Source organism: Sphingobacterium sp. MYb388 (genome assembly GCF_037479535.1).
Classification (GTDB): domain Bacteria; phylum Bacteroidota; class Bacteroidia; order Sphingobacteriales; family Sphingobacteriaceae; genus Sphingobacterium; species Sphingobacterium anhuiense.
Map to the genome: position 1 here is coordinate 141,917 of NZ_JBBGYV010000011.1, position 16,253 is coordinate 158,169.

General features: G+C 31.4%; 18 protein-coding genes. 13 read left to right on the forward strand and 5 right to left on the reverse strand.

The features are described 5' to 3' along the window. The first annotated feature begins 152 nt into the window (after positions 1–152). The gene (locus WH188_RS24225; RefSeq protein WP_339424776.1) at positions 153–1,229 is read left to right on the forward strand and encodes a TlpA family protein disulfide reductase; all 1,077 of its coding nucleotides are present in this window, start codon (positions 153–155) and stop codon (positions 1,227–1,229) included. 63 nt (positions 1,230–1,292) lie between these two features. Then, positions 1,293–1,691, forward strand: a complete 399-nt coding sequence (locus tag WH188_RS24230; protein WP_339424777.1) for a hypothetical protein — start codon at positions 1,293–1,295, stop codon at positions 1,689–1,691. A 713-nt stretch (positions 1,692–2,404) separates the two neighbouring features. Here the strand turns inward: WH188_RS24230 and WH188_RS24235 are convergent. The 4 genes from WH188_RS24235 to WH188_RS24250 all read right to left on the reverse strand — a co-directional run bounded on the left by WH188_RS24235 (position 2,405) and on the right by WH188_RS24250 (position 4,398). Further along, positions 2,405–3,169 (reverse strand): hypothetical protein, encoded by a 765-nt coding sequence (locus tag WH188_RS24235; protein ID WP_339424778.1) that lies wholly within the window; start codon positions 3,167–3,169, stop codon positions 2,405–2,407. Between the two features lie 4 nt (positions 3,170–3,173). Next, complete coding sequence (locus tag WH188_RS24240; RefSeq protein WP_339424779.1) at positions 3,174–3,794, reverse strand: ABC transporter ATP-binding protein; 621 nt, start codon at positions 3,792–3,794, stop codon at positions 3,174–3,176. A 100-nt stretch (positions 3,795–3,894) separates the two neighbouring features. Next, positions 3,895–4,134 (reverse strand): hypothetical protein, encoded by a 240-nt coding sequence (locus tag WH188_RS24245; RefSeq protein ID WP_094772537.1) that lies wholly within the window; start codon positions 4,132–4,134, stop codon positions 3,895–3,897. Positions 4,135–4,164: 30 nt separating this feature from the next. Further along, complete coding sequence (locus tag WH188_RS24250) at positions 4,165–4,398, reverse strand: hypothetical protein (RefSeq protein ID WP_339424780.1); 234 nt, start codon at positions 4,396–4,398, stop codon at positions 4,165–4,167. 652 nt (positions 4,399–5,050) lie between these two features. On the opposite strand from WH188_RS24250, the gene WH188_RS24255 reads away from it, so the two are divergent. The 10 genes from WH188_RS24255 to WH188_RS24295 all read left to right on the forward strand — a co-directional run bounded on the left by WH188_RS24255 (position 5,051) and on the right by WH188_RS24295 (position 15,339). After that, on the forward strand, positions 5,051–5,764 hold the full coding sequence (locus WH188_RS24255) for a peptidoglycan-binding protein (protein ID WP_045753696.1): 714 nt from the start codon (positions 5,051–5,053) through the stop codon (positions 5,762–5,764). A gap of 1 nt (position 5,765) precedes the next feature. Next, positions 5,766–6,137, forward strand: a complete 372-nt coding sequence (gene hxsD, locus WH188_RS24260; RefSeq protein ID WP_045753695.1) for a His-Xaa-Ser system protein HxsD — start codon at positions 5,766–5,768, stop codon at positions 6,135–6,137. Between the two features lie 3 nt (positions 6,138–6,140). After that, complete coding sequence (hxsB, locus tag WH188_RS24265; RefSeq protein ID WP_183913252.1) at positions 6,141–7,634, forward strand: His-Xaa-Ser system radical SAM maturase HxsB; 1,494 nt, start codon at positions 6,141–6,143, stop codon at positions 7,632–7,634. Between the two features lie 9 nt (positions 7,635–7,643). Beyond that, a complete protein-coding gene (gene hxsC, locus WH188_RS24270) occupies positions 7,644–8,744 on the forward strand; it encodes a His-Xaa-Ser system radical SAM maturase HxsC (protein ID WP_339424781.1) in 1,101 nt (366 codons plus the stop codon). After that, complete coding sequence (locus tag WH188_RS24275) at positions 8,745–10,766, forward strand: hypothetical protein (protein ID WP_339424782.1); 2,022 nt, start codon at positions 8,745–8,747, stop codon at positions 10,764–10,766. It begins immediately after the preceding gene. A 193-nt stretch (positions 10,767–10,959) separates the two neighbouring features. Further along, on the forward strand, positions 10,960–12,162 hold the full coding sequence (locus WH188_RS24280) for an MBOAT family O-acyltransferase (protein WP_339424783.1): 1,203 nt from the start codon (positions 10,960–10,962) through the stop codon (positions 12,160–12,162). Positions 12,163–12,167: 5 nt separating this feature from the next. Then, positions 12,168–14,018, forward strand: coding sequence for a carbamoyltransferase family protein (locus WH188_RS24285; protein ID WP_339424784.1), 1,851 nt, complete (start codon positions 12,168–12,170; stop codon positions 14,016–14,018). Between the two features lie 4 nt (positions 14,019–14,022). Continuing rightward, a complete protein-coding gene (locus WH188_RS26370; RefSeq protein ID WP_221197814.1) occupies positions 14,023–14,172 on the forward strand; it encodes a DUF5989 family protein in 150 nt (49 codons plus the stop codon). A 6-nt stretch (positions 14,173–14,178) separates the two neighbouring features. Next, positions 14,179–14,538, forward strand: a complete 360-nt coding sequence (locus WH188_RS24290) for a hypothetical protein (protein ID WP_339424785.1) — start codon at positions 14,179–14,181, stop codon at positions 14,536–14,538. A gap of 318 nt (positions 14,539–14,856) precedes the next feature. Continuing rightward, positions 14,857–15,339, forward strand: a complete 483-nt coding sequence (locus WH188_RS24295) for a hypothetical protein (protein ID WP_339424786.1) — start codon at positions 14,857–14,859, stop codon at positions 15,337–15,339. Between the two features lie 100 nt (positions 15,340–15,439). On the opposite strand, the gene WH188_RS24300 is transcribed toward WH188_RS24295, so the two are convergent. Continuing rightward, positions 15,440–15,673, reverse strand: coding sequence for a hypothetical protein (locus WH188_RS24300; protein WP_094772536.1), 234 nt, complete (start codon positions 15,671–15,673; stop codon positions 15,440–15,442). Positions 15,674–15,856: 183 nt separating this feature from the next. Between WH188_RS24300 and WH188_RS24305 the strand changes: the two genes are divergently transcribed. Further along, the gene (locus WH188_RS24305; RefSeq protein WP_339424787.1) at positions 15,857–16,234 is read left to right on the forward strand and encodes a hypothetical protein; all 378 of its coding nucleotides are present in this window, start codon (positions 15,857–15,859) and stop codon (positions 16,232–16,234) included. Positions 16,235–16,253 lie beyond the last annotated feature (19 nt).

Below are 16,253 nucleotides of genomic sequence, written 5' to 3' on the forward strand. Positions count from 1 at the left end.
CCATTACAAAAACTAGCGCTATTACTCCTACTATCCTGCAGCACATCCGTAATATCCGCACAGACATACTTAAATTTAGATTTCGAAACCATGAGTGGTAATCAGACTAAATGTGGGATTTAACATTATAAACAACGAAAACAGATATTACAATGAAACTAATTATAATACTTGGCATTTTAATGTCTTCAATTGGGAGTATCGCTTTTGGTCAGGAAAAAACTACTTTAAGTATACTATTTACTGATGGGAAACAGCACGGTGTTAAAATTGAAAAAGTTCTGGGAAATCAATATTATCTTGACTCCTTGCCTGAGGAAGTAATAAATAGTAAAGATATTCTATTTAATGCTGTTATTCGAAATCCAGCATACGTGAGTTTTGTTATTGATTCCAATTATCGAACCAATCCTGTTGTATTGCATCCTGGAGTAAATATAGTTCAAGCAAGGCTCTTTCAAAATAAGTATCAATTAATAAGACGAGATAAATATTTGGAAGAAAACACTATGGGAGCCTATAATAATCTTTTTGCTAATAACTATGACATCTATAAATACCTTAGAGATCATCAGTTAGGTAATATGCAGATGAAAGATTCGCTTTTAAATTTAAGTTATAATAATACCGATACAGTTGTGAGTATTTTAGCCAAGGACTACCCAAGCTCTTATGTTCCCCTTTATAAAATAGCCCACCTTTTACCATTTGGTAATCGACCAATTTTTCGTGAAATATATAACGGATTAGACGCTAACCTAAGAAATAGCAATATTGGGCGAATATTGGATTTAGAATTAAAGAAAGCTGAACAGGGATCTATAGGAAATGAGTTTCCACAGTTTTCTTTGACAGACAGAAATAATGTAATTACTGATCTTAATACCCTAATTAACAAAAATAAATTTACATTAATAGACTATTGGTATAGTAACTGTGGACCATGTATCGCGCAATTTCCTGTGCTGGCGGAACTATTTCGTGCGCATAAAGCAAATGGATTCTCTATTGTAGGTATTTCAGTAGATCAGGATCCAAAAAAATGGTTGAAAGCAGTTGAAAAATATCAAATACCATGGATCAGTCTGATAGACTCTAAAAAGAATAGTGCAGACTATTTTGGAATAACGGCATATCCATCTAATTTCCTAGTGGATGCAACTGGACAAATTATCGGTACAAATATGACGACAGAATCGCTTAAAAAATTTCTTAAAGAAAATATGTAGCTGATATGAAAAGAACTATTAGAAGTCGGTATTAACTAACTAAAAAGCAGAAAAAATTGAATTATGAAAGATGCTGTTTCTATTAAAGTTGATGGCTTGCCATTTGAACACAAAGTACCAGAAGTTGTAAGGGTAAGTTATGATATTCCAACGCTATTTATTGATGTGAAATCATTTGACATGGATGAAGACAAAGCCACTATCAAATTTGATCGTATCCTTGGATTTAGAGTGCTTGATGAAGGTGATCTGCTGGAATTTTGGAATGATCAAAGACCTAAAGGATGGTTATGGGAGGTTTTAGAAAATGGATGGTTTGATTTTGAGAAAACACGCGATGAATTTTTATCGGCCTGTCATGAGGATGAGTTAAAAGAATATCTTATTCTTGGTATTAATGATTGCGTTAATGTACTGACATTCAACGCGCCAATCATTAGCTTCACAACCTCGCTTAAATAAATGGAGAAAGATTGAAAAACCAATAACTAATGGAATTTACTAAAATTAATTTAAAAAATAGATAATTTAGCTATGTACTGTCAACAGTTACTTAAGGTTTACTAAAATTAAAAAGACAAAAAGGTCTATTTGCACTAATCGAAAGCATAAAACAAGCAGTATTCCTTCGTAATGGAAATATCTCTGAAATCACAATCGGCTATGAAGTTAATTTAACCAAAGATCTTCCTAACGGCATGAAGAAAGGCCAAGAACTGCGACTTCAAGGCAAATCAATATTTGAGTTTTCTGAAGATGGGAAAATTATAAAGTTAGTGGATGTTAGTGGGTAGTATCAATTATTCAAATATTGAAACAAAATGTTACCTATACTTTATACCTTATGTACTGAAAATTCTTAAAGTATACAAGAATCGACAATAGAGAAATAAAGACTGTGAGCACCCATAAAAAGTTGTACAAAATCAAAAACACACTTATGAAAAAAAATAGTGTCAAAGTTTTAATCACTAACATTGAGTTGTTACCAATACGCAAAACTAAACTATTTAAAAAGAGCATATTAGCAAATAAAAAAACACCAAACATTATTGTATATTGAACATTTGTTAAATAGAATACAAGTAATAACTCTAAAAGGGATAGGATGAAAAAATAGAAAAATCGTTGTCCATATCTTTCCAGAGACCGGTAAGGAAAATTTAAAACAAAGTTCATATATTTGATTCATACATAAGCTCTTTATAAATGAGTACTGTATGTATCATTCCTACACATAAAGCAGCCAAATAAACAGTGCGTAGATCCCAAGCTCGAATGTCAAATTGATGTAGGAATAAATAAATCAATAACAGACTTATTCCTTTGGTTAGCCCAATTAGTAATTTATTGAATTGCATAAGATAAACTGCTTTCATTCCAAGTACAGTGACTGCCGTCCGATTATTATGAGAATAAAAAGGAGACTGGCTTTCGACCTTTTTAAAACAATGAAACCTTAAACTATAGTAAGATGAAATAGGTACTGGCAGAACTGTAACAATTAAAACTAAATAGGTTAAAGTAGAATGTCCTAAAACATAACCTATTAAAATAACAAAAAGTCCATATGAAATTATTGGCAAAAAGAGCAGACTATAAATTATTAGCCAATTTCGAAATTCCCTCTCTCGACTTAATCCTTTTAAGCTAACCTGTAAAAAATAAGTATTAGGTTCAATAAATTGTTGCTGCACAAACCGAATACAAGAATAAATATAGATGATACTAAGTAAAATAAATAAAGTTAATAATATTGGATCTTCAACAACTTTAAGAGGAATTAAAAAAGACCAATACTCTTGGTTATGTTCAAAAAAATCACCTGCTGTCTGAATGAACAAAAAATAGCTTACTAATAGTCCAAAAAGAATAAAAAACGTATTTGCATATTTTTTAAAATAAGCCGTAACAAATATATTTATCAATACTCGAAACATAAGTCTAACAATTAATGAGAAGTTGTTTATTCTCAATTCTTAATGATATCGCTTCAAATGGAATCTCGACCTGATGCGAAGAGAAAATAATTCCAAAATCTTTGTTTCGGCTATAACAGATCCATTGTTCTAGTATTTTGCTAGATAAAGGATCCAGAGTAATAAATGGTTCGTCTAATATTATTAATTTTGATGCCCCTATAAATGCCAATACAATAGATAACTTTTTTAACATACCGCTTGAATATTGAGCAAGGGGCAGTTCCAAATAATCTTTCATATCAAATATTTGAATTAGCTCGTGATAATTACCAAGAGTATCTTTTTTGCAACTCACGAAAAAATCAATCATACTTCTTCCTGATAAAAATGTTGGAAAAACAGGTTCCGTGGGTGCATAATTTACTTTAGAAAGGTATTTTGAAGATTGCTTTTTTAATGAATTTCCCGAAAATAAAATATCGCCATCAAAGGGCAATAATCCTGAGATACATTTTAATAATGAACTTTTTCCTGATCCGTTAGCTCCTTGTAGCCAGTAAACTTCATTCTCTAGTATTAAATCTGGGATGGATAAAACTAAATGGCTACCATAATGCTTCTTAAAATCCTTAAATTGTAACATTTCGATAAAGGTTGCAAATAAATATGAATTAACTTACCTCTATAAGTAGTTGCATATTAATCAAAATGTTACATTTAGTTTGAAAATATTATTCGACACATTAATCGACCATTCTCTTCTTGAGTAGTTCCAACTCCCCTGCTATCATATCTGGCCATCGAGCAAAGCCTTCTCTAATAATCTCTTCTCCATCAGCTAACGTGAACAACTGTGAGATGCTAAAGGCAGACTCTCGGATACCGGCAATCTGTCTAAAAGTTAGCTCTGATCTGCTTTTTGCAGTTTTTACTGCTTCAGGATGATTAAGTATATATTCTTGGTGTATTTGCTTTAAATTCATCTCTCAGCTTTTTAAAAATTAATAGATCAATCAGAAAACCCTTAAGAATTTCCCTTCTAATACTTCCTCTGGTACATCTAGGATCTGCTCGATAACAACTGTAGCAGACTCTTCCTTAAATTCACTCATAAACGCCCATAGGTCGTTTACTTTTGTCGGGACAAAATGCTGAATAACATCATCCACACTATTGTCAGACTTCAGGATATTATATCCCTTATGCTTTAAGTCCACCAAGATCTCGATTGTCAATGGTACATTCATCGCAATTAGTATTTATCGTTTTTACCTTCTTCCAACAGGGTTGACATTTCGATCCTAAGTCTCTTTACTATAAAGTGAACTCACAGAACCCTCCCCTGCTTTAATTCAATATTGAACAGGATGAACACGCAAGAATGTTGAGCAACCGGTTATCTTATAACGTGTCCATCCTTATTCAATATTCAAAGATAAATAATAAAACTAAATATATTAGCTTTTATTTACTATAAATTTTAGTTTTATTATTTTTTAATTGATTTGTAGCATTATATTCCTTTGCAATACGGTTTCCCGTAAATATTCCCAAATTCTATAGATATATTCGCAAAAAAGTAATAAATGAGAGTAGATAGACTTAATTGAGTAAAATGTGGAAATAATTTATCAAAACTGAATTGAAATTAAAAGTTTATTATATAACAGATTTGATGGATGAGAAATTTTCAATTTTTATACATTTTGAAAAGAAATGATCAATAAATGCATGCTGATTTGAAGGATTAATTTCTAATTAACGCTTAATTACAAATAAAAACTAATCTACATCTATCATTAAAAACATCTTATTTCAAGTAAATTGTTTAAATAATATGTTTTTCATTAACTTAGTCCAGTTTGACTAATCAAAACCCATATAAGATTCATCTAATCTATGAAAAATAAATTATCTGATGTATTAAAAAAGCTATTTCTTAGTTCTCTTGCAGGTATAGCAGCAAATAGTACAGTGCAAGCAGAAGCTGTAATAGATACACCTGGCTCAATATATAAAGAAAATGAATTCTCTATAATTAAAGAGAAAGATCTAAGCCCAAAGTTATTATTAAAATTAAATAACAATTCTGGCTGGTCACTTATATCACATCGGAGTCATCGATCGCATTCATCACATAGATCACACTATTCTGGTGCTTCAAGCAGTAGCTCTTCTGGCTCGACGAGCTCTGGAAGTTCAAGTTCTCGCAGTTCATCTTCTACAAGCTCAACCAGCGGTTCTTCGACAACTCGTCCATTGGGCTTTAGCAGTAGCGGATCATCAAGTGGTTCTGGTAGCTCAAAACAAACTTCATCGTCTACTAATAAAAATTCTCCGACTAAAACTATAGCAGGTCTAAGCGCCACTGCTTTAAAACTCGGAGATCGAAATCTAAAACGTGATATGTCTGGAAGCGATGTGACCGAACTTATTAATATTTTATTAAAAAAAGGATATCTCCTACTGGAAAATGGACAAAATCAAGTATATGGAACATATACATACGACGAAACTATTGAAGCAACGGTTAAGAAATATCAAAAAGATAACAATTTGACTGGGAGTGGTAACTGTGACGCATCAACGGCATATCACTTACTAAATAAATAAAATGAAGGTAGAATTTAATGAAAATAATAAAATCGTACTAAAGATCCAAAGTACTCTATATAGTATATCTGTTGTACATAAATGTTTCTACTGGTACTCTGGAAAGTTTGATATCGATATCGAAAGTGTGGGCGATAATTTAATAATTAAGATGTCAAATATTCCTGATGATACGGATAAAAACAGTCTTATATCTAAGATAAAAAAAGATCTAATAGATTTCAACACTAGAGAGGTAATAGCTCTTGAAACTAAAGATATAAGGACTTTATTAATTGCAAAGGCATTTGCAAACGATGATGAATATGACGAATCTCCTCCAGGAATTTTAGATGATCCTATTGGATTTAATCCATTTGATTTTAAAAAATAAGATATGGATGTAGGAACAATTAAAGAATTTCGGAAATTTAAATCGATCGATAGATATAATACTGGAACGAATACTTACTTCCTTCTTCCATTTCGCTTTCATCAGGTCAATAATGAAAAGGAAGTATTGGTTAATGAAGTTGGAGATTTTCTTATTGTGCCAATAGGCACGTCAACAAGAATTGCAAATCGTCAAATTAACGACAAGGAAGAAATTTATGCTGATCTTATTGCTAATTTTTTTATTTCAGAAAAACCAATTCCTGATTTAATCGACATTTTAGCAACGCGGTACCGAACTAAAAAGTCTTTTCTAGATGAGTTCACCGCGTTACATATATTTGTGGTATCCTTACGCTGCAATCACTCTTGCCATTATTGCCAAGTATCACGAGTTTCTGAAAATAAACAGGATTTTGATATTTCAATCGCAGATTTAAAAGCTGGTATTGATCATATGTTCAGAACACCGTCTTCTTCAATCACAATGGAATTTCAAGGTGGTGAACCTTTACTAGCTTTTGATAAAGTAAAATACGGTATTCAATACGCAAATCTCCTAAACGAAGTGCACAACAAAGAAATTACATTTGTTATTTGTACTAATGCGACTGTGTTCTCGGACGAAATACTGGAGTTTTGCGCACAACACAATGTTGTAATATCTACATCATTAGATGGACCAGCATTTCTACACAATGCAAATAGACCTAAGACAGGAACTAAAAGTTATGAAATGGTTATGCAGGGTATTGAGCTAGCAAGAGAAAAGCTTGGACACGATAAAATATCTGCCCTGATGACAACAACAACTTTAAGTTTAGACTATCCTATTGAAATCATTGATAATTATATTGAAAACGGTTTTAGTAATATATTTTTACGTCCCATAAGTCCTTATGGATTTGCATTGAAAAATATAAAGAAAAACCATTATCAGACACAGCGATATCTTGATTTTTATAAAAAAGGTTTGGACTATATTATTCAACTAAATAAAAATGGACATTTTATGGTTGAAGATTACACAACTGTTGTTCTAAAAAAAATTCTAACTCCGTTTCCTGTTAATTATGTGGATTTACAATCTCCTGCAGGAATGATCAATAATGTTGTGGTATTTAATTATGATGGTAGTGTATATGCTACTGATGAATCTAGAATGCTAGCAGAAAATCAAGATTTTACTTTTAAGCTGGGCCATGTTCAAGATAGTTATCATTCTCTTTTCTATGGTGAGAAAGCTCAATATTTTTCAAAATTCTGGTCCAATGAAACGTTGGCAGGTTGTGCTGATTGCGGTTTTCAAGCTTATTGTGGAGCAGATCCAGTATTTCACTACGCATCGCAAGGGGATTTAGAAGGATTCAGACCCACATCAGATTTCTGTACAAAGAATATGGAAATCATTCGACATATTTTTGACTTAATAGACAGAGAGGGAAACGATATCATTAAAATTTTCAATTCTTGGATTAATAATACTCCTAAAAATTAGTTCAATATTATGTTTCAACTTAAAACAAGGGGTATCCCTATAAATCTGACCTCCCCAACTGTAGCTACTATAATATCTCAGACTTGGAGGAAGGATTTGGTCGCAAATACGCCATCTGGACAAACTGTATTTCTATTTAAGAATGTCCCTCCTATACAAGACAAAATCATGATAGTTGGTATAGCGACTTTGGAATATCTAGAAGAAGGAGATATTATATATATTGACACAAATGGTAGTATTCATACACTTTTTAGGAAAAATTCTCATCATAATGCCCTTTTTATAACTGATCGATGCAATAGTAATTGCTTAATGTGTTCACAACCACCTAAAAATGTGGATGATCTTACACACTTCTTCAACATTAATACATCACTTATTCCATTAATTCCGAAGGATACAATAGAACTTGGAATTACTGGTGGAGAGCCAACTTTATTAGGTCAAAGGTTTATTACACTTTTGGACCAAATAAAAGACGAGTTACCAAATACTGATATTCATATTCTGACAAATGGAAGGAGTTTCGCCTGGAAGCACATTCCTCACGCTTTAAGTAATATTAACAACGAGCGTATGGTATACGGTATTCCACTGTATTCGGATTACTATAGACAACATGATTATATTGTTCAAGCAAAAGATGCATTTAACCAGACAGTTTTAGGGCTGCATAATATGGCAAAGTTTAACCATAGAATAGAATTGCGAATAGTACTGCATAAAGAATCTTTTAAAAGGCTTCCAAAATTAGCAAAATATATCTACATGAACTTTCCATTTGTTGAACATATAGCATTTATGGGATTGGAATACACTGGTTATACTATTGCAAACAAAGATTTATTATGGATGGAGCCAACCGAATATTCAGACGAACTGGAAGATGCAGTTTTATACCTCAATGCAATGGGGATGAATGTTTCTATTTATAATTTACAATTATGTCTATTGAAACCTTCCCTTTGGAAATTTGCACAAAGGTCGATATCAGATTGGAAGCAAAATTATTTAAAAGAATGTGAATCCTGCTCTGAGACAGAAAGGTGCGGTGGAGTTTTTGCAACATCAAAAAAACATAGCCAGTTGATTCAAGCAATTAAGTAAATGAAAGAGAATAAAGAAATTAAAATCCATAAAAGATTATTTTTAACAGTAGGTATATTACTACTGATTAATCCAATAATCATTTATCTAATTTCTAGCTCAATATGGGTAAGTTTAACTATTTCTATATCAGCTATTCTTGTTACTGCTTTCATTAATGAAAGTCAACGCTTTAACGTATTATCGACAATATGGTTAAATTTTATGTTTGTGCTATCATTTTTCTTGCATGCAGAAGTGATCTTTAGTTATAAATTCTCTGATTATATTATCGAAGATTTATACAGTATAAAACAAAATTATTATTTCAATAAACCATATTTAAACAAAACATTTCAAGACAAAGAATTTCTAGTAAAATATAAGACAAATGCGCAGGGCTTCAGAATTGGGGAAGAAGATGATCCGGACACTCGAGTTGAACTGTGTGATTGGTTGTTTATTGGTGACTCATATACGCAGGGCGCTCAGGTTGAGTATGAAGAGTTATTTACAAGTAAACTCTTCAATGATTATTCCAATAAAATAATCGTTAATGCTGGAATAAGTGGCTTAGGTATAATAGATGAATATTATTACTATATCAATGAGGGTAAAAACCTTAAGGCCGACAAAGTATTCTTACAAATATGCAATTTTAATGATTTTATGAAAGTCGAAAAGAGGACATCTGGATTCTCAGATTATCTCATGCATTACTCTAATTTTGCACGTTTCATACTTTATGATTTTAAGTATGCTAACCCCGCGGCATTGCCCTTGGGCAGATGGACAGAACCTTTTTACCCAGACCAAAAATCAAACAGAGACTTCAATATCTTTTACAAAGAACAATCGGATAAAAAATTAAAAGACCTCGAAAACTTTCGCCTTTACTTGAATAAATTTGCAAAAGCAGTCAAAGAAAATGGTGCAGAGCTTGTTATATTGCAAATTCCAACTAAAGAACAGGTATCATATAAATATCTTAACGAGGTTTTAAGTGATTTTGATATTGATATAGATGATCTTGATATGCAATTTCCAAATAAGTGGTTATCTACGCTTTCTAAAGAAAACAAAATTGTACATATCGATCTATTAGATGATTTTGAAAATTCGGAAATACCTTTATTCTTTGATTTTGATGAACACCTCAATATAGCAGGGCATCAGCAAATAGCAACTAGTATTTCCAAACATATTAATAATAAAAATCAGAAAGTGCGCAGCACAGTATTAAGTAAATTAAATGTTGGCGATCGGTACCCGGTGTATACAACAAGTGGTCATAGCATTTTCTTTCAATCTTGGCGAGATGGAAATATGGAGCTTTTCCTATCAGATAGTAACCTAAAAGAAAATAGAAGGATTACATGGAATAAGACAGATGAATTACACCCTTGGCCTTCCCCTAATGGAGAAGAAGTTGTTTTTACTGAAGGTGATCAATCATTAAACAATACAAAAGTGGTCATCATGAACAGTGATGGTAGTAATAGGAAATACCTGACAGATGATCCATCGACTTACGGAGCAATACCAAGTTATAACTATAGAGGTGATAAAATCGCATATGCAGCATGGCATCATCTAGATGGAAAATATACGAATCCTTACATCGTTGTACAAAACTTACTGAATAACGAAAAAACAATTATAACATCAGATGAATTCGAAAATTGGCGCCCTATTTTTTCACCTGATGAAACGAAGTTATATTATATTGCAAAGGATAAAAACAATCAATTCGATATTTATCAATACTCTTTTGAAAATAAAACAATAACAAATCTCACAAAATCTGATTATGACGAATGGGATCCATGTATCTCTAGAGATGGAACTAAAATGGTCTATGCGGCTCGCAAAAAAGACAATTGGGATCTTTTCCTCTTAGATTTACAAAGTGGAAAAAAAGCTCAATTAACAGATTCAAAAGGAAATGAATGGGATCCAAACTTCTCACCTACAGGCGATTCAATCAACTATGCTGCCACCTATGGATTGAGAAATGGTATTTTTAAAATGTCATTAAATTAGAAACATGCCTTTTGCCTCTATACCATTTTTGATATTTTTTTGTTTTGTTACTCTGATCATATTGGTTACAAAAGATCAATTTAGGTCATATATAATGGTTTGTGCCAGTTGTTGTTTTTATGCCTGGGCAGGCTTATCAAGTTTCATTTATCTTATTGTGATATCACTTTTCACCTACTTTGCCGCAATGAGTATGAAGAACTATGACAAAAACAAAATCTGCTATTTTGCTATTCTTGTTATTCTACTTTTACTTTTATCATCCAAATATACATATCTACCGGAATACATAAATCGCCTTACTCCATACACATTTGAACAAGCTTCCTATATTATTCCTATAGGTATATCTTTCTATTCATTACAAGCTATTGCTCTACTAGTTGATATAAAAAACAATAAATATACTTCAAGAGTATCTTTGAAAGACGTAACACTATTTGTTAGCTTTTTCCCACAATCATTAGCTGGCCCAATACATCGAGCATCCGAGCTTATACCTCAATTTAATAAGAATAGTCCTATTGAGATAACTTCGCTTGCCATCGGATTTAAAACATTATTATTTGGTCTTTTTTGTAAGTTAATTGTAGCTGATAAGTTAGCACTACTTATTGAACCTATTTTAAGTAATCAGCATAAACATGATGGATTACTTCTTTATACTTCGATAATCTTATATTCTATTCAAATTTATTTTGATTTTTGGGGATATTCACTAATGGCAATCGGTATAGGGAAATGCCTTGGATATGATATAAAGATTAATTTTAGAAATCCATATCTAGCGTCCTCAATTAAAGATTTTTGGCATAGGTGGCACATTTCTTTATCTCAATGGATGAGAGATTATATTTATATCTCATTAGGTGGTAACAGAAAAGGTTATTTAAACTTTTTGTTTGCACTTTTTGCTACATTTCTCTTGAGTGGAATTTGGCATGGAATATCTCTTAACTTCATAATATGGGGTCTAATCCATATGTTATTGTTTATCATTGACGATATTTTAAAAAAACACTCAGGGAACTCTAAAAATAAATATTTTAGGAGATTATTTTTCTTAGCAACTATCCCCTTTACATGGTTAATATTTCGAACTAGTAATCTTGAAGAGTTATCTAATATATTAAAAAAGATTTTTTTCTTAACTGACGAATGGTCACTAACATCCTCAACTTCGTATTTCACGTCTAACGTAAATTTATTCTATTTAATTACCTGTCTTTTAATAGTATTATTGGTCAATTCTAAATTTTTATACAACCGAATGAATTTGATACCAATTACAAATACAGAAAAGATACTGGACTCAGCATTCTTAATTACTTGCTTATTATTTATCATTTTATTTGGGGATATAGGACAGCAACACTTCTTATATTTTAATTTTTAATTGCCATGTCGTATATCTTAGGAATTTCAGCTTTTTATCATGATGCATCAGCTTGCTTATTAATAAATGGGAAAATTAGAGCAGCTGCTCAAGAAGAACGTTTTACTCGAATTAAAAATTCTGCATCATTTCCTATTAATGCTATTAAATTTTGTCTTAGCGAAGAAAACCTGACTATTGATGATATTGATGCAGTCGTTTTTTATGAAAAACCTTTTCTAAAATTTGAACGGTTATTACAGACATATTATTCATTTGCACCAATGGGAATTGCATCATTTCTTAAAGCTATACCTATTTGGCTACATGAAAAGCTATTCTTGAAGCAAAAAATAAAAAAAGGTCTTCAAGAAATTGGACCTTACGATAAAAAAAAATTGAAACTGTTATTTTCAGGCCATCATCTTTCTCATGCTGCAAGTGCTTACTACCCATCTCCTTTTTTAGACGCTGCTATTTTAACAATTGATGGTGTTGGAGAATGGACAACAGCTTCAATATTTCATGCTAAAGAAGGAATAATAAATGTAGTTAAAGAAATGCCATTTCCTCATTCTGTAGGCTTATTATACAGCGCATTTACATATTTCCTAGGTTTTACTGTAAACTCGGGGGAGTATAAAGTAATGGGTCTATCTCCTTTTGGAAATATAGACGATAAAGAAACAAAGGCTTTTATAGAAAAAATTAAACAGGAGATGCTTTCTATAAACGAAGATGGCTCAATATGGTTGAATCAGAGCTATTTTCATTATGCTACCGGCCTTAAAATGATCCGAGAACATAAATGGAAAGATCTCTTTGGAATAGAGAGACGAAAACCTGAAAGTGATATTAGTCAACATCATTGTAATTTCGCTTGTGCAGTCCAACAAGTCTTGGAAGAGATTGTTTTAAAAATGGTTAAGGAGACAAAAAGGTTAACAAATTCTGAAAATCTTTGTTTAGCTGGTGGAGTAGCATTAAATTGTGTTTGCAATACAAAAATCAAGCAATCTGGTCTTTTTAATCAAATTTATATTCAACCGGCCGCTGGGGATTGTGGGGGTTCAGTAGGTGCAGCTATGGCTGTTTACCACATGTATTTTTGTAATAATAAAATAGTGATTCCAGAAAACTCAAATATTTATTTAGGACCAAAAATAAGTGAGGATGATATTCTGAAGTTAAATCGTAAACTAAAAACAGAATATACTAGATATGAAGATTTCAACGATCTATCTGCTAAAATAGCAGAGCTAATTAGTGAAGGAAATGTCGTCGGTTGGTTTCAAGATAATATGGAGTTTGGACCACGGGCATTAGGCAATAGAAGTATACTTGCGGATCCAAAAAATCCGAATATGCAAGAGTTAATAAATCAAAAAATAAAATTGAGGGAACAATTTAGACCCTTTGCCCCTGCTATAATTCAAGAGGAGTTACAAGATTTTTTCGAAATGAAAGATCCCTCACCATACATGCTTTACACAAGTAAAATTAGATCCGAATTCAGAGTTCCGCTTCCTGAAAACTTTCATGAATTATTAATTAATCAAAAACTTAAAGTAAGAACCAGTATATTTCCAGCAATTACACATGTAGATTACAGTTCGCGGATCCAAACTGTATCGAAGAAATTAAACCCGAAATTTTGGGAATTGTTGCAAAATATTAAAAAGCATACTGGATATCCAATTGTATTAAACACTAGCTTTAATGTACGTGGTGAACCAATCGTATGTTCTGCAGAGGACGCATATAACTGTTTTATGACTACAGATATGGATATATTGGTAATACAAAATTATGTTTACTTTAGAGATAAACAACGTACCAGCTCGCATAAAATGAATTCAAAATTTAAACTCGATTGATATTATGGAATTTTTAAAAGACTTATTTGATTATATTAAGGAAAGAAAAAAATACTGGCTTTTACCAATGATCATTATATTACTAATAATTGGATTGATTATAGTTGTAGGTGGGAATAGTGCATTAGCTCCTTTCATTTACACCATATTTTAATTAGCAATGACTAGAAACAAAAAAGATTCTGTTATTGTAGTTATAGCAATGTTAATTTTAATCTTTTTATTTAACAACCATTTCATATTGTTGTGGATTGCTCTAATAATATCTTTACTAAGCTTAGTATCTGGTAAATTTACTGCCATAATACATTTAGTTTTATTAAAAATTACTCATATAATTGGCGAAATCGTACAGAAAGCCATTCTCATTAGTGTATTCTTCATTATTCTAACTCCAATAGCATTACTTTCAAGACTACTAGGAAAAAAAGATATCATGATGTTAAAAAAGGGATACAAAAGTACTTTTCTAGATAGTTCTGAAAAAATCGATAAAACATATTTTGATAAATTGTGGTAATTCCATATTTACAGTGTTATTTAAACAAAGACTCTTTCAAGTGAAATGGTTATCTAAGTACCCCATTTTTTCTACAGCTAGAATTGGACTTTTCTAATTTACGTTACTAATTGATTTATTTGTTGTTTATGTCTAATATTTTTTGATAATTCCGTTGGTGTAAGATTATCAAGTCCTTCGTGAGGCCTATTGTTATTGCAGATGCTAGTAAGCAAGAAATTTACAGACCAAATTGGGATCAAGTTGAAGCTGTAATTGATGGAAAAGCCCCTCTGAGCTCATTGAGTACTGATTGCAAGTAATTAAGTTATATTGATCATGTTTAGAAAAATAGTCGGAACTATGTTGGTTGGGTTGTTAGCCCCAATAATATTTAAAATAGGTTGGTTACCAGCTGTTATTGATGCAATCATTTATGGTAAATATAAATATTATGACTTTAAAATTGATTCCCTTGGGATATTCCTGAAATACGTTTATTTTGAAACCTTTATATATGAATACTTATTTGCAATAATTGTGATTTTTTTACCCTTCCAATTATTAAAAGATTATTATTTAAATAATAAATCGCCTTTGAGTCTCTTAAAAAAGATACTTATATTATCATGTTTAATGGCTATATCGATCATCATTGTTGGAACTTTTAGTAATATTTGGGATGTTCCTTGGTACAATAATTTTAGGTACGTAGCGTTCTCATTGCTTTTTGGAAGCATATTTGCAACAATACTTTATCTAGTTATCGATAGGCATGTTGAAAATAAAATTAAGGACAAGTCATTAGATACTAATTTGTAACGCTTTTACCTGTTCTTACAGCTTTAAGATAATTGAGGACATATTCTTGCTGTATTTGCTTTAAATTCATCTGTATAGATTTTAAAAATTAAAAGATCAATTAGAAAACCCTTAAGAATTTCCCTTCCAACACTTCCTCTGGCACATCCAGGATCTGCTCGATAACAACTGTAGCAGACTCTTCCTTAAATTCACTCATAAACGCCCATAGGTCGTTTACTTTTGTAGGGACAAAATGCTGTATAACATCATCCACACTATTGTCGGACTTCAGAATATTGTATCCCTTATGCTTTAAGTCCTTCAAGATCTCGATTGTCAATGGTACATTCATCGCAATTAGTATTTATCATTTTCACCTGGTTCCAGCAGGGTTAGCATTTCGACCTTAAGTTACGTTACTTTATAATGAATATCCTGATTACTATTTTAAAATTAATTTTACGGGAAACCGGAAGCGATAGCAAATTCGAATTATTACATTTATAGAATTTTAGAAAAATTAACTAGAAAAATAATGGTAAAAGGCATTAGATTACAACTCATTGAACTTGCAAAATTGAGAACTACATGGACTTATACTCAACTAAATGAACATTTAGAATTAGGTTTAAACTTTAATAATGATTATCATAGAAAATTAATTGGGGAATGGTTAGGAGAAATATCTGTCTACGAATATAGCAAAGGAAGACCGCTACTCAGCAGTTTAATTACTCATAAAAATGGAAAAAGAGAACAAGGCGATGGCTTTTATAAACTTTGTGAAGAACTATTTGATGAAAATTGGGAAGATTTAAAGAAAAACAAATCTTGGGAGAATGGATTAATAGCAGAATGTTATACTTTTTGGTGTGATCCAGAAAAATATAAGAGAGCCGTTAAAGATTTTTAATCTAAAAAAGTATAATAAC